Consider the following 21,111-nt stretch of genomic DNA (forward strand, 5'->3'; position numbering starts at 1 on the left):
GCGGTGCGCAGGCTTCAGGGTTTGGAAAAGCCGTGCCCCTGCAACAGTGCCTGCGCGGGGGCCGAGCGCAGGTAGTCGACAAAGGCCTGGGCCAGGGCGGGCTGGCGGCTCGCCTTGACGACCGCCACCGGGTAGCGCACCGGCGTGGCCGTCGGCACGCTGAAGGCGATGCGCACCTTGCTCGGGTCCAGCAAGGCGTCGGTGCGGTAGACAAAGCCCGCGTCCACCTCCTGCCGCCCCACATAGGTCAGGACCTGGCGCACGCTGTCGCCGTAGATGAAGCGCGGCTGCAAGGGCGCGTCCAGCTGGGCGGCCCGCAGGGCCTCCAGGGTGTAGCGGCCGACCGGCACGCTGCTCGGCTGGCCCACGGCGATCTTGCGGTAGCCGGGGCCACCCAGGTCGGCCAGGCTGCTGGGGGGCTGGGTCTGGTTGGCGGGCACCACCAGCACCAGGCTGTTGCTGGCAAAGTCCACCCGGCCTGGGGCCATCAGTTGGGCCGCGACGGCGCGGTCCATGGTGTCCTGGTCGGCCGAGGCGAACACATCCACCGGCGCGCCTTGGCGAATCTGCTGCAGCAGCGGTCCCGAGGCGGCGAAGTTGAGGGTCACCTTGACGCCGGGTCGCTCTTTCTCAAACGCCTGCGCCACCGCCTGGAAGGCGTTGGTCAGGCTGGCCGCGGCCGACACCGTCAGCTCTTGTGCGCGCAGCGGGGCGGCCAGGCTCCAGGCGATCAGGCCCAGGGGCAGCAGGCGGCGCAGGGACTGGGTTGGCATTCGCTATTCCTGAAGTGAATAGCGAATGGTAGCGCCAAGCGCTGACCCTGGCATCAGCAGGGCGGCTGGGCAGGCTGGGGTTGGCGTGGGCGTGGGCGTGGGCGTGGGCGCGGTGCCACGGGGCTTGCCCGCGCGGGTTCAACTGGCGTCGAACTCGGCCGCGTTGCGGCCCCGGAATGGGGCATAAAAGGCTTTGATCTCGCGCATGTCGGCGTCGATGTCCCCGGTGGGGTGGAACACCGGGCCCAGCCCACTGCGTTTCTCGGCGAAATCCATGTACGCCAGCACGATCGGTACCTGGGCGGTCACGGCGATCCAGTAGAAGCCGGTTTTCCAGTGGCGTGTCTTGCTGCGCGTGCCCTCCGGGGGCACCACGAGCTGCCAGGGGCCGGGGCTGGCCTGGATGGCCTCGGCCGAGGCGGCCACCAGGTTGGTCGACTGCTCGCGGTTCACCGCCAGGCCGCCGAGCCAGCGCATCACCGGGCCGAAGGGGAAGCGGAACAACTGCCGCTTGCCCATCCAGTGGATGTTGAGTCGCAAGGCAAAGGCCACCATCAGCGTGTAGGGCAGGTCCCAGTTGCTGGTGTGCGGCGCCGCAATCAGCACGCAGCGGGCGTGCTCCGAGGGCAGGGCGCCTTCCACGCGCCACCCTTTGAGGCGCAAAAAGGCGATCGAGAAGGCGCGCAACAGGCGGTTGACCCCAGGGGTGGTGAAGATGGTTCGGTGCATGAGGCGGGGGGCTTAGGGCCTGAGATAGCCGCGATTGTGCCGGTTGGGCGTGGCATTCCACCCGATCAAAGGCAAGGTAGAGCCTGAAAACACGGCTTCAACGGGGCCCAGTGGGCGCTTTTTCAGCCGAAAGAGCCGCGCGGCTCAGGGTTTATGAGCCTAGGTGAAACCCTTGGATTGAATGATCATCGGACAATATTGCGCGGTGATCGCACGAAATCGTGGACTCCACACTGGGATAAACCCTGTGTAGGCCCTACAGTCCGCACCCACGTTCTCCCGCCCGGCCCGCCCCTCTGGGGTGAGTTGCTGCGGCGGGAGATGGAACCCTGGAACTGAACCCGGCCCCCGCGGGCTCCCGGCACCGAAGCGCCTGGGGGCCGCCCGGGCCCTCTGTCCTGAGCCCTGCTCGAAAGAACCCGTCATGTCCCGCTCTCCCGTGGCCTCGCACGAGGCCCAGCAAACCAAGAAGGCCACCGCCAGTGGCTGGATCGGCTCCGTCCTGGAGTACTACGACTTCTTCATCTACGCGACGGCCGCGTCGCTGATCTTCCCGCAGCTCTTCTTTCCGTCGAGCAACCCGCAAGTGGCCATCGTGGCCTCGCTGGCCACCTATGGCGTGGGCTACGTGGCGCGCCCGATCGGCGCGTTCTTCCTGGGCCATTGGGGCGACACCCATGGCCGCAAGCAGGTGCTGGTGCTGTGCATGTTCCTGATGGGCTTCTCGACCGTGGCGGTGGGTCTGCTGCCCACCTACGACCAGGTCGGCTTGCTGGCGCCGACGCTGCTGGTGCTGCTGCGCCTGGTGCAGGGCTTTGCCGTGGCCGGTGAGATCTCGGGCGCCAGCTCGATGATCCTCGAGCATGCCCCGGTGGGCCGCCGCGGCTACTTCGCCAGCTTCGCGCTGCAGGGCGTGCAGGCGGGCCAGATCCTGGCCGCCGCGGTGTTCCTGCCCTTGGCGCATTTTCTGCCCGCTCAGGACTTCAACACCTGGGGCTGGCGCATTCCGTTCTTGCTGAGCTTTGTGGTCATCATCGTGGGCTGGGTGATCCGCCGCGAGGTCGATGAAACCCCGATCTTTGCCGAGGAAAGCCAGGCCGGCCAAGTGGTTCGCGCCCCCATCGTGCAGGCCATCACCCAAAGCTGGCCCAACATGCTGCGCGTGGTCTGCATGGCGCTGATGAACGTGATTCCCGTGGTGACCACGGTGTTCGGGGCCGCCTACGCGGTGCAGGCCGGCTATGGCATTGGCTTTGACAAGGACGTCTACCTGTGGATTCCCGTGCTGGGCAACTGCCTGGCCGTGGTCGTGATCCCGATGGTGGGCAATTTGTCTGACCGCATCGGCCGCCGTCCGCCCATCATCCTCGGGGCCCTGGGCGCGGGCCTGCTGTCGTTTGGCTACCTGTACGCGATCAGCATCAAGAACGTGCCGCTGGCCATGCTCATGTCGCTGCTGATGTGGGGCCTGGTGTACCAGGGCTACAACGCGGTGTTCCCGAGCTTCTACCCCGAAATGTTCCCGGCCCGCACCCGCGTGTCGGCCATGGCCATCTCGCAGAACCTGGGCACCCTGGTGACGGCCTTGCTGCCGGCCCTGTTCGCGGCCGTGGCGCCGCCCGGTTCGGCCAACATCCCGATGACCGTGGGCGCCATCACGCTGGGCATTTGTGTGCTGGCCTCGCTGGCGGCCTGGAGCTCGCGGGAGACCTTCCGCATCCCCTCCAAAGACCTGGGCCTGCCCGAGGCGCGTCCCCTGGACGCGGCCGAGTACGAGCGCCTGCGCCAGGAGGCCTTGCGCAAGGCTTGAGGCCCTGAGGGCGCCAGTCCCGCCTGGGGCGCGGGCGCCCGCCGGGCTCAACGTCCCGGCTGGCGTGCCTGGTGTGCCTTGGTCAGCTCGCGCACAAACAGGCCGCTTTGGCTCTGCTTGGCCTCGTGCTTGGCCAGGGCCGCTTCGTTGGCCACCTGTTCGGCCGAGTGGTACTGGCCGCGCAGGATGCGCACCGCGCCAATCGACAGCGTGGTGCAGGGGAAAAACCGCTTCACCCCGTGCCGGTCCTCGGCCTCGATGCCGCCGGCCTGACGGGCGCTGTCGTCGAACAGGGCCAGGGCCTCGCGCGCGAATTCCTCGATGATGTCTTCGCAACGCTGCTGCCAGTTGTTGCTCTGGAACAGGATCATGAAATCGTCCCCGCCGACGTGGCCCACAAAGTCGCGCCGCGCGTCGCAGTGGCCCACGCACAGGCGCGCCACCAAGCGTATCATCTCGTCGCCCCGCCAGTAGCCGTACTGGTCATTGAAGGGCTTGAAGTGGTTCAGGTCGGCGTAGCAGGCGACAAATTCGGTGCCGCTGTCCAGCAGGCGGTCGATGTGCATGCTGATCGGGATGTTGCCTGGCAGGAAGGTCAGCGGGTTGGCGTGCCGCGCCGCCTCGATGCGCGCCTCGGTGACCGAGCGCACCAGCTGGTCTCCGGTGCCCAGGCCCACATAGCGGCCGTTGTCGGTGACGATGAAGCCGTCGCTGAGGTAGCGCTGGTCCTGTGAGGTCAGGATGCCCACCAGCTCGTCGACGTCGTAGTCGAGCTCGACCACGCGCGGCGAGTGGTTGGCATAGGCCAGGCAGGGCTTGCGGCCATGCACCTCGCGGAAATACAGCGTCGCGTAGTGGTTCATGAACTGCTGGCGGTTGATCAGCGCGACCGGCCGCTCGCCGTCGACCACGGCGATGGCGTGCAGTTCGGGGCGCAGCTTGAACAGCTCGGCCAGCTCGTTGTTGGTGCAGGTCAGGGGGGCGGCAGGTGCCTGGATCACGGGCAGGTGGCGCAGCACGCCGGGCCGCGCCGTGTGTTGCAGCTGGGGCAACACGGCCACGCGGCGGTCGCTCATGACGGCCAGGGCGTCGGCCTCGATGCGCTCCATCACGGCCACCGCGGGGCGCCCGAGCAGGTAGCCCTGACCATAGGCCATGCCCAGGTCGCGCAGCACGCGCAGGTCGTCGCGGGTCTCGATGCCTTCGGCGATCAGCACCGAACCAAACACCTCGGCGATGCCCTTGAGCGCATGCACCACCTGCAGGCTTTCGGTGCGCTCGCTGAGGTCGTGGGTGAAGTACTTGTCGATCTTCACGTAGGCGGGCTTGAGCTCGGACCACAGGCGCAGGCTCGAGCGCCCGTCGCCAAAATCATCAAGGGCCAGCGACACGCCGGCCGAGTGCAGGTGCTGCACCGCCATGTGCAGCTGCCCCATGTCCCCCACGCGTTCGTGCTCGGTCAGCTCCAGCACCAGCATGCGCGGCGACACACCGCATTGCCAGGCCGTGTCCACGATGGCCTTGCTGCCGTGCACGCGCACCGCCTGCACCAGCGCGTCGGCGCTGATGTTGACGAACAGGCGACCCGGTTCACCGAGCGTCCCCCATTGGGCCAGCGCGGTGTGCACGCAAAACAACTCAAACTCAAACAGCAGGTCTTCCTGGGCCGCCAGGGCCAGCAGCACATCGGGGCGGTGCCAGGCACTGCCCACCGGGCCGCGGATCAGGGCCTCGTGACCAAAGATGCTGCCGGTGCGCAGGTCGGCGATGGGCTGAAAGACGCAGTGCAGGGCCTGGGTCGCCATCAACTCCGCCAGCGGTCCCGGGGCCAGCATCAGCCCGAGGTCCGGGCGCGAGGCGTGGGCCACGGCCTGGGATTCCGGTTCGTTTCGGTTCAAAAGGAGGCTCCTGCAAGGTCAGGGAAACGGACTTTGGCAGCCTGCTGTGACAGGGCCATGACGCAATGAGCAACACAGCCTTCACCGCAAGTGAAGGCTGGCCGGGCCCAGGCTGGGCACAATCAGGGCATGACTTCCCCGACCCCGTCCCCGTCCATTTCCGGCCTCACGCCCGACCCCGTCACGGCCCCGGCGGCCTTCCTCGAGCACCTGTATGCCGTGGCGGTGCAGCGTGCGCAGCCCCTGCAGAGCCTGGGTCAGCATTTGCCGGCGCCGCCCAAGGGCCGCACCCTGGTGCTGGGGGCGGGCAAGGCCGGGGCTTCGATGGCGCAGGCCTTGGAGGCGCTGTGGCCGGCCGAGGCCCCCTTGTCGGGTCTGGTGGTGACGCGTTACCACCACATTCCGCCGCGACCCGCGGGCTTGCCGCAGCGCATCGAGATCGTCGAAGCTGCCCACCCGGTGCCCGACGCGGCCGGGCTGGCGGCGGCCCAGCGCATGCTGCAACTGACCGAGGGCCTGAGCGCCGACGACCTGGTGCTGTGCCTGATCTCGGGCGGTGGGTCGGCCCTGCTGACCCTGCCGGCCAAGGGCCTGACCCTGGCTGAGAAGCAGCGCATCAACCGCGCCTTGCTCGAAAGCGGCGCCCACATTGGTGAAATGAACTGCGTGCGCAAGCACCTCTCGCGCATCAAGGGCGGGCGCCTGGCCGCGGCCTGCGCCCCGGCCCGGGTGGTGACCCTGACCATCAGCGACGTGCCGGGGGACGACCCCTCGGTCATCGCCAGCGGCCCCACGGTGCCGGACGCCACCAGCTGCGCCGAGGCGCTGGCCATCCTTGACCGCTACCGCATCGAGGTGCCGGCCGAGGTGCGCGCCGCACTGGAGGCGGGCACGCTGGAGACCCCCAAACCCGACAGCCCCGTCTTCACGGGCCAGTCGGTACACCTGATTGCCACGCCGCGCCAATCGCTGGAGGCCGCCGCCGCCGTGGCCCGCGCTGCCGGCCTGCCGGTGCATGTGCTGGCCGACGACCTGGAGGGTGAATCGCGCGAGGTGGGCAAGGTGCACGCCGCCCTGGCGCGCTCGGTGGTGCGGCACGGTACGCCGTTTGCACGCCCGTGCCTGATCTTGTCGGGTGGCGAAACCACGGTCACCATCCGGCCCCAGCCTGCCGGCAGCCCGCGTGGCCGGGGCGGGCGCGCGGGCGAGTTTTGCCTGGGGCTGGCGCAGGCGCTGCAAGGGTTGGACGGGGTGTGGGCCTTGGCCGCCGACACCGACGGCATCGATGGGGTGGAGGACAACGCGGGGGCCCGCGTGGCGCCCGACACCCTGGCCCGGGCCGAGGCCCTGGGCCTGCGGATCGACCGCTTCCTGGACCGCAACGACGCCTATGGCTACTTCGAGGCGCTGGGTGATCTGGTGGTCACGGGGCCGACCAACACCAATGTGAACGATTTCCGCGCGCTGCTCATTTTGTGAGGCCCGGCGCGGGCGGCGCCGGGGCGGCGGCCCCGGGGGCTCGGGTAAACTGCCGCCGCCATGTCCCGTCCTCCCGTCTCTGAAACCCTGCGCCCCGGCGACCTCGACCCGGCCCCGGTGGCGGGCCTGCTCGGCTACCAACTGGCGCAGGCCACCATCCCCACCAACCAGGTGTTCAAGGCGAACATCGAGCAGGGGTTCAACCTCAACAAACTCGAGTTCACCACCGTGATGCTGCTGTCGGCCAACCAGCAGGTCACGCCCAAGCGGCTGGCGCTGGCCCTCAACATCCCCAGTTCCAACCTCACCTTGCTGCTGGACCGCCTGGAGCAGCGCGGTGTGCTGCTGCGCGAGCGCAGCGACGCCGACCGACGCGTGCAGCATGTGCAGCTGACCCCCGCCGGTGAGGCCCTGGTGCGCGAGGTCCAGCGGACCACCGCGACCATGGAGCAGTCGCTGCTCAGCGACCTGTCAGCGGCCGAGCGCAGCACCTTGTTTGCCCTGCTCGCCCGGATTGCGCAGCGGCGCCAGCCCTGAGCGGCTGAGCCACCCTCGTCGCGGCCCGCCTCGCGCGCCACCAGCCCTCGGCACGTCCTTGCCCAGGCCCGCCATGGTCCGCCATGGCCCGGGCCGTGCCTGCGCCTGGCGCTCGGTGCGGGGGCGTTTTGGAGCGCCTGTACTGGCGCCTGTCAGAACCACTGTCAGAGCGCCTGTCAGACCCTGCCCCACAACACACTGCCGCCGAGGACCGGCCGCGGTGCCGGCGGTGCACACCCAAAAAGGGGCCCGCTGGGCCCCTTTTTGTGGCGACGCGATGGCGCCTGCGCTGCGTTCAAGGTTGGCAGCTGAAGCTGGACGCCTGTTCGATGTCCCCCGAGCCCTTGTAGCGGGCCACGGTCGGGTAGGGGCACAGCGGCCGGGTGCGGCTGGGCGACCAGCTGCTGGGCACTTCGCTGTTGATCAGCGCGGCCAGCGTGCTGGTGCCGGTGCCACGGGCGGCCACGGTCACGGCTTGCGGCTGGCTGCCCTTTTCGACCCAGTTGATCAGCGGGTCCAGCAGGTCGAACTGGTCGGCCGTCGGGCCACCGCTGCAGTGGTTCATCGACGGCACACCGTACAGGCGGGCAAAGCGGCCGATGTCGCTGCCCGGGTTGGCGTTGCGGATGCCCTCGAACCAGCTCACCGTGTCGTGGTAGGAGAACACCGGGTCGCTGGTGCCGTGGTAGACGATGATCTTGGCGCCCCGGTCACGCAGGCGGCTCAGATCGGTCGGGTTGGGCGGGGTCATGAAAGACATCGCCGACTCGGTGTAGACGCCGCTGGTGGCGAAGATCTTCGGTGCGTCGTTGTCGACGTTGAAGTTCAGTGCAAAGGGCAGGCCCGTGAAGGTGCTGGTGTTGGTTTGCGGCGGCGAGGTGAAGATGAACGCCGTGGCGCCCGGGTCGCGACCCACCCCCGTGGCGTTGGCAAACTTCCAGGCCGCCCAGCCGGCGCTGGTGCGGCCCTTGATGCCCACGTCGTAAGGGAAGCTGGCGTACAGGGCCGCGCCGCTGCTGTTGCGGGCCCCGGTGTGCACGTCGGTCAGCACGGTCTTCTGGGCGGCGGTCAGGCAGCTGCCGTTGCGGCTGTCGGTGCAGGTGGGGATGTCGTTGGCCACGCTGAAGTTGGCCTGGCAGGCCGCCACGTCGCCCACCCAGCCGTCACCCGCGCCGTCCAGGGCGTCGCACTTGGCCAGGATGCGGTCGCCGACCAGGGTCAATTCGGCGGGCGTGAAGGCGGTCGACACATCGGGCAGGTCCACCGGCACGCTGACCCCGGCGGCGGTGCTCACCGAGGTGACGCGACCGGTGGCCACTTTGGCGTATTGCTGCACGCCCCAGAGCTGGGCCACCGCGGCCTTGGGCAGGTTGTACCCCGGTGCGCCGGCCAGGATGCCGTCGTACTGGTCGGCGTAGCGCGAGGCTGCCACCAGCGCATGGCGACCGCCGTTCGAGCAGCCCCCGAGGTACGAGCGGTCCGGGGCCTTGCCGTAGGTCAGCTTGATCAGGTTCTTGGCCATCGGGGTCAGGGTGCCGACCGCGCCGTAGCCGTAGTCGATGCGCGCCTGCGGGTCAATGCCAAAGAAAGGGGTGGTCTGGGACTGGTGGCCGGCGTCCGAGCTCAGCACGGCAAAGCCCTTGCTCAGCGCGCTGCTCAGCGGGCCGCCACCCAGGGCGCCCGCGGCGGTGCCAATCGCGCCGTCGGTGCCGCCATTGGCCTGGTAATAGAAGCGACCATTCCAGGCCTTGGGCAGGCGGATCTCAAACCCGATGTAGTAGGTGTTGCCGTCCACCGCGCTGACGCGCTGGTTCATCCGACCCACCACTCGGCAGTGCTCGGCGGTCTGGATGTTGGCCACCAGGCCGGCGGGCACCGTGGTGACCGAGGTGATGCTGGTGTTGGGCAGGCTGGCCAAGGTGCTGGACAGGCTGGCGCAATCGCCCGAGAAGTTGGCGGGCAAGGCGGCCGACAACTGGGGCAGGGCCACTTCGCCACCGCCGCCACCGCAGGCGGACAACACGGCCGAGGCCGACAAGGCCAGCCAAAGGGGGCGGACGGGCAAGGTCCGGCGGGACAAGGGGCTCATGGGGTCTCCTTCATGACTTGATACGGATCATGATATTAATTATCAAAAGTAATCATTACTTTAAGTAATTACCCGAGGAGATCCCGCTTCGGGGCCGGTGGAGTCAGGCCCCCCGGCGCCCGGCGTGGCCACGCCGCCTGGCGCGGCGCACTCAGTCGCAGAGGGCGCGGATCTGGGGCGGGATCAGCACCGCCCGGATGCCCGGACTGCCGTCTTCGCGTGCGCTGGCAAAGATGCGCACTTCCTGGCATTCGAGGATCAGGTCCTCACCGCGGCAGACCCGGTAGCTCTGCACAAAGCTCTTGCCGCGCCACTCGGTGATCGCCGTGTGGATTTGCAGGTGGTCGCCGTAGCTGGCGGTTTTGATGAAGCGGGCCTGGGTGTCCACCAGCGGCGTGCCGATGACGCCGAGGGTGCGCGTGGTTTCTTCCCAGCGTGGCACGCCGCAGGCTTCAAAAAAATGGCGCGAGGCGGCGTCGATCCAGCGGAAGAAGTTGGGAAACCACACGATGCCGGCGGGGTCGCAGTCGCCAAATTCCACCCGCACGTTGTAGGTCACGGTGCGCGGGGGCTTGTGTTCAATCAGGTCGCTCATGGAAGGGGTCTTTCGAGGAGAACAGGGCTCAGCCTCCCATTGTGCGGTCCCCCGTGGCGCCGGCCAACAAGGCGTCGGCGTCCTCGCACCAGAAGGTCAGGGCGCCGAAATAGCCCTCCCAGACACAGCCGTTGCAGCCGCGCCCACAGCAGGTTTGCGGCTCGGGTGGTGGCGCGCGCAGGCTGAGGCCCAGCTGCTGCAGACGCGCTTGGGTGCGGGCAATCGTCTGGCGCGCCTGGTGCAGCGCCGGGCCGGCTTCGGGCACCGGGACCGGCGGGCAGGTGGCTTCGGGGGCGGGGGCGTTCGGGTCAGACATGGCGCTGGATTGTCGCTGGGCTGCGGACAGGCGGGCGGGTGTGGTGCGGGAGTTGGACGGGCGTGGGGTGGACGTGGGGCTGCGCCTGGACCGTGCCGGGGGCGCCGGGGGCCTCGTGGGCCGCCCAAGTGTGAAAGGGTTCCGTTTGGCCTGTGGTTCAGGCCGGGGTAACTTGTTTCAAAAGGTAAGATATTGTCGCTCTGTGCTGTTCCCCAGAGCCGGGGTCGGTCGGCCCGGGCCGGTGTGGGATGGGCGGACCGCTTCGACATTCAGCCCTTCTCGCCATGCCCTCTGCCCAACCCGATCGCGCCACCCTGCTGGAACCGGTCGCTGCGCCGCCGGCGCTGAACCCGATCACCGTGCCGGTGGTGGTGATCTCGCCGGTGCGCGACGAAGCCCAGTACCTGCGCCTGACCATGGACGCCATGGTGGCCCAGACCTGGCGCCCGGTGGAGTGGATCCTGGTCGACGACGGCTCCTCGGACGCCACCCCCGACATCGTGCGCGAGTACGCGGCCAAGTACCCCTTCATCCGCTTGGTGCCGCGCCAGAACCGGGGCTTTCGCAAGCTGGGTGGCGGGGTGGTGGCGGCCTTCAACTTCGGCATGGAGCACATCCAGCACACCGACTACGCCTACATCGTCAAGCTGGACGGTGACATGTCGTTCGGCCCGCTGTACCTGCAGCGCATGGTGCAGCGCCTGATCGACAACCCGCGCCTGGCGGCCGTCTCGGGCAAGGTGTACCGGCACGAACACGGGCGCTACATCGAAGAAAGCCACATCGACGAGCAGGTGGCCGGGCAGTTCAAGCTGTACCGGCGTGAGGCTTTCGAGGACATCGGCGGATTCGTCCAGCACCTGTCCTGGGACGGCATTGACGTGCACATGGCCTGGATGAAGGGCTGGGAAACGCTGGCCGTGTTCGACCCGCAGGCCTGGCTGTGGCACCACCGCATCATGGGGTCGTCGGACAAACACATCTATGAAGGCCGCCTGCGCTGGGGCCGCGGCAACTGGTACATGGGCTACCACCCGCTGTACGCCATCGCGGCCGGCCTCAACCGCATGCGCGAAAAGCCCGTTTTCATTGGCGGCCTGCTGATGATCTTCAGCTACTTCTGGTCGGCGCTCAAGGGCCTGCCGCGCTACGAGAACCCCGAGTTTCGGCGCTACCTGCGCGCCTGGCAGATGCAGCGCCTCAAGCGCTTTGTGCTGCGCCAGCCCGACCGGCGGCATTGAAACGCGTGCCCCGGCCTGCCTTGTCTGATCGCCTGACATGACCTTGTTGACTGCTGTGCCCGAGGGGCCGCTGCCTTACGACCTGTGTGTGGTGGGCGCGGGCCCGGCCGGCCTGTCGCTGGCCCTGGAGGCCGCCTCGCGCGGCCTGCTGGTGCTGGTGCTGGACGCCGGTCATGCCAATCCCGCCGAGTCGCCGCCCGACTGGCGCGGGTCGGAGCGCGTGCACCCGGCCCACCACGCCCCGCTGGAATTGGCCACCCACGCAGGCCTGGCGGGCACCACCTGGCTGTGGGGCGGGCGCTGCGTGCCCTACGAAGCCATCGACTTTGAAGCGCGGCCGCAGGTACCCCAGGCCCGTTGGCCTTTGAGCGAAGCGGACGTGGCCCCCTGGTACCCCGCGGCGGCGCGCTACGTGGGCTGTGGCACGGCCGAATTCCGGCGTCCCTTGCCCCCCGAGGCGGCCGACAGCGCGGTGTCGCGCCTGAGCGCGTTTGACCTGACCCAGATCGAGCGCTGGGCCCACCAGCCCCGCCTGGTGGGCCGTCTGGGCGCGCAGGCGCTGGCCGCGCAGCGGGTGCACCTGCTGCTGCAAACCCGGGTCTCGGCGATCGAGCTGACCCCCACCTTGGACGCAGTCCGGCAACTGCAGGTGAGCCGTGCCGGCCAAAGCGCCACCCTGCGTGCCCGTGCCTATGTGCTGGCCGGTGGCGCCCTGGGCACCACCCAGCTGCTGTTGCAGACCCAGGCCCGCCATGCGGCGCAAAAGGCCTTGTTCGGGGGCCCCGAGGGGCCGTTGGGGCGGTACTACATGGGCCACATCATGGGCTGCATCGCGCGCGTGGTGTTGCACCAGCCGGCCGATGTGCGCTGGCTGGACTTCAGCCAGGACCCTGACGGCACCTATGTGCGCCGGCGCTTTTTGCCCACGCCCGCGACTCAGCGTGCCCACGGCCTGCTCAACACCTCCTTCTACATCGACAACCCGCCGTTCTACGACCACCGCCATGGCAACCCCACGCTGTCGGCGGTGTTCCTGGGGCTGGCCATCGGTCCCATCGGGCGCCGCCTGGTGGCCGAGGCCATGCGGCTCAAGCACATCGGGCGACCGCCCTACCGCTGGTGGGCGCACAGCCTCAACATCCTGCGCCGCCCCTGGCGGGCCGGGCTCGATGTGCTGGACATCCTGCGCCACCGTTACCTGTCCCCGGTGCGCAAGCCCGGCTTCGTGCTGCGCAGCCCGGGCGGCGTGTATGCCCTGGACTACCACGCCGAGCAGGCCCCCAACCCGGACAGCCGCCTGACGCTGAAGAACCCCGAAGGCGATTTGCGGGTGGACTTCAAGTACCTGCCGCAAGACATCGAGTCGGTGCTCAAGGCCCACGAGCTGCTCGACCAGGACCTGCGCGCCGCCGGTCTGGGCTACCTCGACTACGAGCGCCCGCCCGAGCAGCGCCATGCCCATGTGTTCGAGCAGGCCTCGGACGGTTTTCACCAGATCGGCAGCACCCGCATGAGCGCCGACCCGGCCCAGGGGGTGGTCGACCGCGATGGTCGCGTGCACGGGGTGGCCAACCTCGGCATCGCGTCCAGCAGCGTCTTCACCACCTCGGGCGAGGCCAACCCGACGCTGATGGCGGTGGCCCTGGCGTGTCGACAGGCCCACTTCTGGGCCGACCATTTGGGCGGCACAGCGGCCACCGCGGCCGCCGCGGTCCCGGGCGATGGACCGTCAGCCGATGCCTCCGCCCCCCGGGCTTTTTCTTCGATGGCTACCACCAAGGCTTCCACCATGCGCCTCGTTCAGATCCCCGGCACCCGCTTGCAGGCCAGCCGTTTGTCTTTTGGCACCGCCAGCCTGCACCACCTGGCCCGTGAGCGCGATCGGCTGGCCTTGCTGCAAGCGGCCATCGAGGCCGGTTTCAGCCACCTCGACACCTCGCCGCTGTACGGCTTTGGCCTGGCCGAAGCCAGTGTTGGCGCGCTGCCGCCCGAATGGGCCCGCCGCGTCAGTGTGGCCACCAAGGTGGGCTTGTACGGCCCCACCGGTGCGGGCCACAGCGTGCCCGAGTTGTATGCGCGCAAGGTCTTGGGCAAGGCCTTCAAGGGCCTGAACCGGGCCGTGGTCGACTGGCAGTTGGGGCGCGCGCGGCAAAGCTTCGAGGCCAGCCTGCGCCGCCTGCGCCGCAACGAGGTGGATGTGCTGTTCCTACACGAACCGGTGGCCGACCTCATCGCAGGCGACGAATGGCTGGGCTGGCTGCAGTCGCTGCAGCAGGCGGGGCGCATCCGCCACTGGGGGGTGGCCGGCGAGGCCCCGGCCGTGGCGGCCATGCTGCGCCAGCACCCCGCCTTGACGCCGGTGGTCCAGGTGCGCGACAGCCTGAGCCAGCGCCAGGCCGATGTGCTGGGGGCGGCCCAGCGGCCGCTGCAGTTCACCTATGGCTACCTGGCCGACCCTGCGGGCGCCCCGCAACCGGTCGAGCTGCGGCTGCGCGAGGCGCTGGCCCGCAACCCCGAGGGGTCCATTTTGGTGTCGACGCGTCGCCTGGACCGGGTGGCTGCGCTGGCGCGACTGGCCGACTGACGCCGCGAAGCTCCCCATTTGCACCGACTCGGTGCACCCCTGTGCGCAGGGCGGGGCCGCACGCATCGCCTTTGACCTGCCTCAATGTGTGCGCAGGGGGGCTGCGGCACAGTCGCTCCCATGTTGCCCTCTGAGTATTTTGGTTTGTCCCTCGAACACGAGGCGATCCCCGCGGGTCAGGTGCTGCTCACCCGGCAGGCTGTGTCCCCCTGGGTGACCTTTGTCGAATCGGGGCGGGTGGTGCTGGGCCTGCGCGACGGGACCGCCATGAGCCATCAGTTGGGCGTCGTCGAAGGCCCCTTCTGGCTCGAGGCCGCGTCGGCCGTGCTCAACCTGCCCGAGGTGGTCGACGCCTTGACCGAAACCCCGGTGGTGCTGCGCCGCATGCCGTTGCCTGCCTTCCAGCGCACGGTGGCGGCCCTGGCCAGCCCGGCACGCAAGCTGCTGCAGGACGTGTCACGGTCGCAGCGGCAGCAGACCGAGCTGGCGGTCAGCCGCCTGGCGATGGACGCCGAGGCGCGCTGCGCGCGCTGGTTGCTCAACCACGCCGACCAGGCCAGCCAGGGCGTGATGAACGTGCTGCTGAGCCAGCGCAAGCGCCTGATCGCTGCCGAGCTGGGCATTGCCCCCGAAACCCTGTCGCGCGTGCTGCGCCACCTGCGCGAGCGCAGCCTGATCGCGGGCTCGGGGCGCAACCTCACCTTGCTGGACCCGAGCGGCCTGCAAAGTCTGGCGGGCGGCTGAGCGCCCCCTTCCCTGGCTAGGGTTCACCCTAGACGCAGTGGTCATTTTTTGCTTATTTCCGTATAGTCACAGTTAGTTACAAATCAACTTGCCGGACTTGTCGGTGTACCTTGCCTGTTTCATGTCAGTGCGGCCTGAAAGGCACAGCGGGCCGTGCTGTGGGTGGCGCCAGTGAGCGCGCCTCACCTGCCTGGGCGCCCTTGGCGGCTGGCCCACAGCCTGCGTGCGCGCGTCTGGTGGGTGGCGGCCGTGCCCGCCTTGCTGGCGGTGGCCCTGGCGGTTGGCTGGATGGGCTGGCGCGGCGAAGCGTTGGCCTTGTCACAAATGGCCCAGGCCCAGGCGGCCGACGTGGCCTTGCTGGCCAGCCTGATCGAGGCCCGCGCCGAACAGACCCGGGCCACCCTGGGGGTGTTGGCACGCGACCTGACGCCTGAACGCCTGAACCCCGCCCGCACCGCGCCCGACGCCTGGGCCACCCAACGCGCGGTGCTGCGCACCTTCGATTTTGTGGATGTGGCCGCGGCCGACGGTCGCCCACTCTGGCGTCAGAGCCAGGTGCCGCTGCTGCCGGCCGACCTGGACGAGGCCGTGGCCCGCCTGCGCACGCGCACCCTGGCCGAGGGGCAAGACCAGTGGCTGGCGCCGTTGGGTCGCTGGCCCAGTGAAAAGCCCCTGGCCTTGATGTCCACCGTGGTGCGCGGTCCCTTGGGCGAGGTGCGTGGCGTGCTGGTGGCGGGCCTGTCGATGTATTCCAGTCAATTGCTGCCACCGCTGGTGTCGCAGTCTGCTTTCCAGGGCGAAACCCTGCTGGTCTACACCGCCGAGGGCCGCTTGTTGCACCACCCGCAGGCCTCGCGCCTGCTGGGCCTGGTGCAGGACGAGGCGGCTTGGGGGCCGGTGCTGGCCCGTGGTCTGGCGCCGTCCAGTGGGCCTGAGGACCGAGCGGTGTCGCAGCAGGTGGGCGACGCATTGGTCAGCCAGGCTGTGGTGCCCAGTTGGCAGTGGCGGGTGGCGCGCATCAGTCCGGTGAGCTCGGTCCTGGCGCCTTACCAGGCCCTGCGTCGCCAGGCGCTGGGCCTGGCCGGGGTGGCCGCGGTGCTGGCGGCGGCCTTGGCCACCTATGCCTTGCGCCACCTGATCCAGCCCGTCACCCAGCTGCGCCGCCGGGCCTTGCAGGTGCTCGAGCGCTCGGCCCCGGCCGCCAGCGACTGGCCCCAGGCGGGCGGCGAGGTGGGCGAGCTGATCACCATCCTGCGCCAGATCGCCCTGGCCCAGGAGCGCGAACACCAGCGCCTGCGCGTCATGGTGGGGCAGCTGGAGGCGATCCTCGAGCACGCGTCGATCGGCATCGTGGTGACGCGCCACCGCACCCTGGAGCTGTTGGGCCACCAGGCCAGCGCCATGCTGGGCTACGCCCCTGGCGAGCTGCACGGCCAACCGGCGCGGGTGCTGTACCCGTCGGAAGCGGCCTATGCCGAGCTGGGTCAGCAGGTGCGCCAGCAGTTCTGCGAGCGTGGCCATTTCGATGGCGAGCTGGTGTTCCGGCGCAAGGACGGCAGCGATTTCTGGGTCCACATGCTGGGCCGTGGTGTGGTGCCGGACGACCCCGAGGGCGGCACGATCTGGATCTTTGACGACATCACCGCCGAGCGCGAAGCGCGGCGTGAACTGTCATGGAGCGCCACCCACGACAGCCTGACCGGCCTGGTCAACCGCCGTGAGCTGGAGCAGCGTCTGGCGCGCCTGCTGCAGGCCGAACCCACCGAGTTCAGCCCGGGCGAGGACGCGGTTCGGGGTTGCCTGCTGTTTGTCGATCTGGACCACTTCAAGCCCATCAACGACGGTGCCGGCCACGCCGCGGGCGACCTGGCGCTGCAGCAGATCGCGCGCCTGATGGAGGCGCAGGTGCGTCAGAGCGACACCGTGGGCCGCTTGGGCGGCGATGAATTCGCCTTGCTGCTGCCGGCGTGTTCGGTCGAGCGCGCCGAGCAGATTGCCGACAGCCTGTGCCGCTCCGTGGCCGACTGGCCCTTGGTGTTTGAAGGCCAGTCCTACCCGATTGGTTGCAGCATCGGCCTGGTCGCCTTGACCCCCGCGCTGGGGGACGTGCGCGCCGTGCTGCACGCGGCCGACATGGCCTGCTACCGGGCCAAGCGCGCGGGCCGCAACCGCGTGGCCCAGCACGAGCTGGTGGCCTGAGGCGACCCGCAGCCCTGGGGCCGTCAGCCCGCGGCCAGCGCTTTCGGGGCTGGGCTGCACGGCACCCCCGCGCCTGCCCGTGGCGCAAGTACTGACCCCGCCCGGCACAGGCCCGGCGGCCGCGGCGCGCCGGTCCTCAGCGCGCCCGCGCCTCAGGGCCGTTGCAGGGCCTCGAGCACATGCTCGGCGGTGGCCGGGGCTTCAAGTTGCACGGGGCCACCGCGGCCGGCCCGGGTGCGGGCCTGGGCCACGGCGTCCTTGAGGGCTTCGAACACGCTGATCGCCAGCATGAAGGGCGGCTCACCCACGGCCTTGCTGCCGTGGACGTTGTCCTCGCGGTTCGGCTCGGGCCACAGGTCCACCTTGAAGTGGGCCGGGATGTCGCCGGTGGCCGGGATCTTGTAGGTGCTGGGCGCGTGCGTGCTGAGGTAGCCCTTGTCGTTCCAGACCAGCTGCTCGGTGGTCAGCCAGCCCATGCCCTGCACAAAGCCGCCCTCGATCTGGCCGATGTCGATCGCAGGGTTGATGCTGCGGCCCACGTCGTGCAGGATGTCCACCTTAAGCACCCGGCTTTCGCCCGTCAGGGTGTCGATGGCCACCTCGGTGCAAGCGGCGCCGTAGCTGAAGTAATAGAAGGGCCGCCCCGTCAGGGTGGTCTTGTCGTAGTGGATCTTGGGCGTGCGGTAGAAGCCGTCGCTCCACAACTGGATGCGGTTGGCATAGGCCATCTGCACCACGTCCTTGAAGCGCCGCGTCGTGCTGGGTGAAATCACCTGCCCCGCCTCGAAGCGGATGGCGCCCGCCCCGCAGCCGTCCAGGCCGCAGACAAAGCTGGCCAGGTTGTCGCGCACATGGCGGGCCGCAAACTGGGCGGCGCGTCCGTTCAGGTCGGTGCCGCTGCTGGCCGCGGTGGCGCTGGCGTTGGGCACTTTGGCGGTGTCGCTGGCGCTGACCCGCACCTGGTCGAAGCCCACCCCCAGCTCGTCGGCCACGATCTGCGCCACTTTGGTGTGCAGACCTTGCCCCATTTCGGTGCCTCCGTGGTTCACCAGCACGCTGCCGTCGGTGTAGACGTGTACCAAGGCCCCGGCCTGGTTGAACAGCGTGGCGGTGAAGGAGATGCCGAACTTCACCGGCGTGATGGCCAGCCCGCGTTGCAGCACCGGTTGGCTGGCGTTCCAGGCCGCGATGGCCTGCTGGCGGCGCCGGTAGTCGCTGCTGTGCTCCAGTGTATTGAGCAGGGGCTCGAGGATGTTGTCCTCGACCGTCATTTGGTAGTGGGTGACGTTGCGGTCCTCGGTGCCGTACAGGTTGCGCAGGCGCACATCCAGCGGGTCCAGGCCGAGGTGGCGCGCGATGTCGCCGAGGATGCTCTCGATCACGATCACGCCCTGCGGGCCCCCAAAACCACGGAAGGCGGTGTGGCTCTGGGTGTTGGTCTTGCAGCGGTAGGAGACGATCTCCACGTCTTCCAGGAAGTAGGCGTTGTCGGCGTGGAAGATGGCGCGGTCGGCCACCGGCCCGCTGAGGTCGGCGCTGAAGCCGCAGTTGGCCAGCATCGTCAGCTGCAGGCCGTGCAGGCGGCCCTGGTCGTCAAAGCCCACGGTGTAGTCGTAGGCAAACGGGTGGCGCTTGCCGGTGATCATGAAGTCGTCGTCGCGGTCCAGGCGCAGCTTGACCGGGCAGCGCAGCTTGCGCGCGGCCAGCGCGGCCCACACCGCCAGGTGACCGGCCTGGGTTTCCTTGCCGCCAAAGCCACCACCGAGGCGTCGGCATTCGACGCGCACGTCGTGGTTGGCCACGCCCAGCGCATGGGCCACCCAGTGCTGCACCTCGCCCGGGTGCTGGGTGCTGGTGTAGATCCACCACTGGCCTTGCTCCAGTGGCAGCGCGTAGGCGATCTGGCCTTCCAGGTAAAAGTGCTCCTGGCCGCCCACTTCCAGGCTGCCGCTCAGGGTGTGCAGGGCCTGGCTCAGGGCGCGTTCGGGTTCGCCCCGGCGCACCGTGACCGGGGGCAGCACATAGCTTTGGGCCGCGTGCGCAGCGCGCGGGCTCAGCACCGGCGGCAGGGCTTCGATGTCGGGCCGCACCAGGCGGGCCGCGCGGCGTGCGGTCTGCACGCTGTCGGCCACCACCAGGCCGATGACCTGGCCGATGTGCTGCACGGTGTCGAACGCGAACACCGGCTCGTCGTGGCTGAAGGCGGCCAGCAGGGGGTCGCCGGGCACGTCGGCCGCCAGCACCACGTCGCGCACCCCGGGCACCGCCAGCGCGGCGCTGCAGTCGACGCCGCGCAGGCGGCCATGCGCCACGGGCGACAGGATGGGCGAGGCGTGCAGGGTGCCACGCACCTCGGCGATGTCGTCAATGTAGGTGGCCGCGCCGGCCACCTGGGCGGCGGCGCTTTCGTGGTGTTGCGAGCGGCCACAGCTGGCGTTGGCGGCATCCGGGGCCACCGGGGCGGCGCTGGGGCTGTGGGTGGCGGGGGTTGGGGCGTTGGCGATGGAGGTCATGCGGCCACCTTGGGGGCTTGGAAAGTCAGGTCCAGCGTGGCGGGGTCCAGGCGCTGCAGGTCGATGGTGCTCAGGCCCTGGCTGTCCAGCCACAGGCGTTGCAACAGGTTGCCCAGCACTTCGCGGCGGTAGGCGCTGCTGGCGCGCATGTCCGAGATCGGACTGAACTCGCTGCGCAGCACCTCGGCAGCCTGCTGCACGCTGGCCGGTTGCCAGGCCTGACCGCGCAGGGCGGCCTCGGTGGCGCTGGCGCGCACCGGGGTGGCGGCCACGCCGCCGACACCGATCGAGGCGCTTTGCACCTGCCCGTCCTGCAGTTGCAAACGCACGGCCAGGCAGACGGCGGAGATGTCGTCGTCCTGCCGCTTGGAGATCTTGTAGGCGCGCAGCAGTTCGCCGGTCTGTGGGCGCGGCACCTTGATCCAGGCCAGCACCTCATCGGGGCGCATGACGTTTTGGCGGTAGCCGGTGTAGAGCTGCTCGAGCGGGAACTCGCGGTGCACGATGCGCCCGGCCTGGCGACCCCGCCCGGCTTCCCAGCGCATCAGCACCACATGGGCGCCGAGGGCAATCAGCAGCGGCATGCTGTCGCCAATCGGCGACCCATTGGCCACATTGCCGCCCAGCGTGCCCGAGTTGCGCACTGGCAGGCCGGCAAAGCGGCTGGCAAAGCGGTGCAGTTGCGGGCGGTCGGCCACCAGCGCCTCGAAGGCCTCGGTCAGGGTGACGGCGGCGCCGATCGCGAGGTGGTGCGGGTAATGTTCGACCCGGCGCAGCTCGGCGGTGCGGGTCAGGTCCAGCACCTGCTCGAACTGGCGGTGTTGCTTGGTGATCCACAGGCCCACGTCGGTGCAGCCGGCCACCAGCTGGGCCTGGGGGTGCGCGGCACGGGCCTGTAGCAGGCCTTGCAGGGTGGTGGGCGCGAGGTAGCCGGGGGCGTCAGACGCCGCAGCGGGCGCGGCGTCGGGCTGGATCGCGCGCAGGCGCTGCGCCAGTTCGGCTTCGTTGACCTGCTGGCGCGGCAGCTCGCCCATGCGCTGGGCAGCGTCAAAAATCGGTCGGTAGCCGGTGCAGCGGCACAGGTTGCCCGACAGGGCCTCCACCGCCTGTTCGCGCGTCACGCCCTGCCCTTGGCCGACCTGGTTCTGGTACAGGCCAAACAGGCTCATCACGAAACCCGGCGTGCAAAAGCCGCATTGCGAGCCGTGGCACTGCACCAGGGCTTCTTGCACCGGGTGCAGTTCACTGGGTTCGGCCTGGGGCTCGACGGCTTGGATCAGCGGGTCCTGGGCCAGGTCTTCGGCGGTCCACAGCGCCAAGCCGTCCACCGACTGGGCCAGGCGGATGCAGCTGTTGATGGCACGGTACTTGATTGCGTTGTCACCGGCGCTGGCATCGAGTTCGCCCAGCACCACGGTGCAGGCACCACAGTCCCCTTCGCCGCAACCTTCCTTGGTTCCTGTGCAGTGCAGCTCGTCTCGCAGCAGGTCCAGCAGGGTCTGGGTGGGTGTTACATTGCCCAGCGAGACAAGCTGGCCACGGCGCAAAAATCGGATCGGTCTGGTGTGCATGGGGTATCGGGTGAGCCCGTGAAGTGAAGTCCC

At 69.3% G+C, this 21,111-nt stretch carries 15 protein-coding genes; 7 read left to right on the forward strand and 8 right to left on the reverse strand.

Annotated features, from left to right (window positions below):
- Positions 1-14: 14 nt before the first annotated feature.
- Both modA and PSQ40_RS07145 read right to left on the reverse strand, forming a co-directional pair.
- A complete protein-coding gene (gene modA / locus PSQ40_RS07140) occupies positions 15-773 on the reverse strand; it encodes a molybdate ABC transporter substrate-binding protein (protein WP_273950104.1) in 759 nt (252 codons plus the stop codon).
- 138 nt (positions 774-911) lie between these two features.
- Positions 912-1,502: a lysophospholipid acyltransferase family protein gene (locus tag PSQ40_RS07145; RefSeq protein WP_273950106.1), complete on the reverse strand. Its 591-nt coding sequence runs from the start codon at positions 1,500-1,502 to the stop codon at positions 912-914.
- Between the two features lie 424 nt (positions 1,503-1,926).
- Here PSQ40_RS07145 and PSQ40_RS07150 point away from each other — a divergent pair, with 424 nt between their 5' ends.
- Positions 1,927-3,312, forward strand: a complete 1,386-nt coding sequence (locus PSQ40_RS07150; RefSeq protein WP_273950108.1) for an MFS transporter — start codon at positions 1,927-1,929, stop codon at positions 3,310-3,312.
- A 47-nt stretch (positions 3,313-3,359) separates the two neighbouring features.
- Here PSQ40_RS07150 and PSQ40_RS07155 read toward each other — a convergent pair whose 3' ends face one another.
- Complete coding sequence (locus PSQ40_RS07155) at positions 3,360-5,147, reverse strand: GGDEF domain-containing protein (RefSeq protein WP_273951144.1); 1,788 nt, start codon at positions 5,145-5,147, stop codon at positions 3,360-3,362.
- A gap of 192 nt (positions 5,148-5,339) precedes the next feature.
- Between PSQ40_RS07155 and PSQ40_RS07160 the strand changes: the two genes are divergently transcribed.
- Positions 5,340-6,689 carry a glycerate kinase type-2 family protein gene (locus PSQ40_RS07160; RefSeq protein WP_273950109.1) on the forward strand — a complete coding sequence of 450 codons (1,350 nt, stop codon included), beginning with the start codon at positions 5,340-5,342 and terminating at the stop codon, positions 6,687-6,689.
- 60 nt (positions 6,690-6,749) lie between these two features.
- The gene (locus tag PSQ40_RS07165; protein WP_273950111.1) at positions 6,750-7,226 is read left to right on the forward strand and encodes a MarR family winged helix-turn-helix transcriptional regulator; all 477 of its coding nucleotides are present in this window, start codon (positions 6,750-6,752) and stop codon (positions 7,224-7,226) included.
- A 295-nt stretch (positions 7,227-7,521) separates the two neighbouring features.
- Here the strand turns inward: PSQ40_RS07165 and PSQ40_RS07170 are convergent, their stop codons facing one another.
- From PSQ40_RS07170 to PSQ40_RS07180, 3 genes are all read right to left on the reverse strand, one after another.
- Complete coding sequence (locus tag PSQ40_RS07170) at positions 7,522-9,315, reverse strand: tannase/feruloyl esterase family alpha/beta hydrolase (protein ID WP_273950113.1); 1,794 nt, start codon at positions 9,313-9,315, stop codon at positions 7,522-7,524.
- 151 nt (positions 9,316-9,466) lie between these two features.
- Positions 9,467-9,910 carry an acyl-CoA thioesterase gene (locus PSQ40_RS07175; protein WP_273950114.1) on the reverse strand — a complete coding sequence of 148 codons (444 nt, stop codon included), beginning with the start codon at positions 9,908-9,910 and terminating at the stop codon, positions 9,467-9,469.
- Positions 9,911-9,938: 28 nt separating this feature from the next.
- Complete coding sequence (locus PSQ40_RS07180; protein ID WP_273950116.1) at positions 9,939-10,226, reverse strand: oxidoreductase-like domain-containing protein; 288 nt, start codon at positions 10,224-10,226, stop codon at positions 9,939-9,941.
- A gap of 284 nt (positions 10,227-10,510) precedes the next feature.
- Here PSQ40_RS07180 and PSQ40_RS07185 point away from each other — a divergent pair, with 284 nt between their 5' ends.
- From PSQ40_RS07185 to PSQ40_RS07200, 4 genes are all read left to right on the forward strand, one after another.
- On the forward strand, positions 10,511-11,467 hold the full coding sequence (locus tag PSQ40_RS07185) for a glycosyltransferase (RefSeq protein WP_273950118.1): 957 nt from the start codon (positions 10,511-10,513) through the stop codon (positions 11,465-11,467).
- Between the two features lie 37 nt (positions 11,468-11,504).
- A complete protein-coding gene (locus PSQ40_RS07190) occupies positions 11,505-14,051 on the forward strand; it encodes an aldo/keto reductase (protein WP_273950119.1) in 2,547 nt (848 codons plus the stop codon).
- 120 nt (positions 14,052-14,171) lie between these two features.
- Entirely contained in the window at positions 14,172-14,795 is a 624-nt protein-coding gene (locus tag PSQ40_RS07195) for a Crp/Fnr family transcriptional regulator (protein WP_273950120.1), read from the forward strand.
- 171 nt (positions 14,796-14,966) lie between these two features.
- Positions 14,967-16,994: a diguanylate cyclase domain-containing protein gene (locus PSQ40_RS07200; RefSeq protein WP_273950122.1), complete on the forward strand. Its 2,028-nt coding sequence runs from the start codon at positions 14,967-14,969 to the stop codon at positions 16,992-16,994.
- Positions 16,995-17,146: 152 nt separating this feature from the next.
- Here PSQ40_RS07200 and xdhB read toward each other — a convergent pair whose 3' ends face one another.
- The gene (gene xdhB, locus PSQ40_RS07205) at positions 17,147-19,507 is read right to left on the reverse strand and encodes a xanthine dehydrogenase molybdopterin binding subunit (RefSeq protein ID WP_273950124.1); all 2,361 of its coding nucleotides are present in this window, start codon (positions 19,505-19,507) and stop codon (positions 17,147-17,149) included.
- The gene (xdhA, locus tag PSQ40_RS07210; RefSeq protein ID WP_273950125.1) at positions 19,504-21,078 is read right to left on the reverse strand and encodes a xanthine dehydrogenase small subunit; all 1,575 of its coding nucleotides are present in this window, start codon (positions 21,076-21,078) and stop codon (positions 19,504-19,506) included. Before xdhA ends, xdhB begins: the two co-directional genes overlap by 4 nt.
- Positions 21,079-21,111: the final 33 nt, after the last annotated feature.

Source organism: Curvibacter cyanobacteriorum (genome assembly GCF_028649475.1).
In the GTDB taxonomy this organism is placed as follows: domain Bacteria; phylum Pseudomonadota; class Gammaproteobacteria; order Burkholderiales; family Burkholderiaceae_C; genus Curvibacter; species Curvibacter cyanobacteriorum.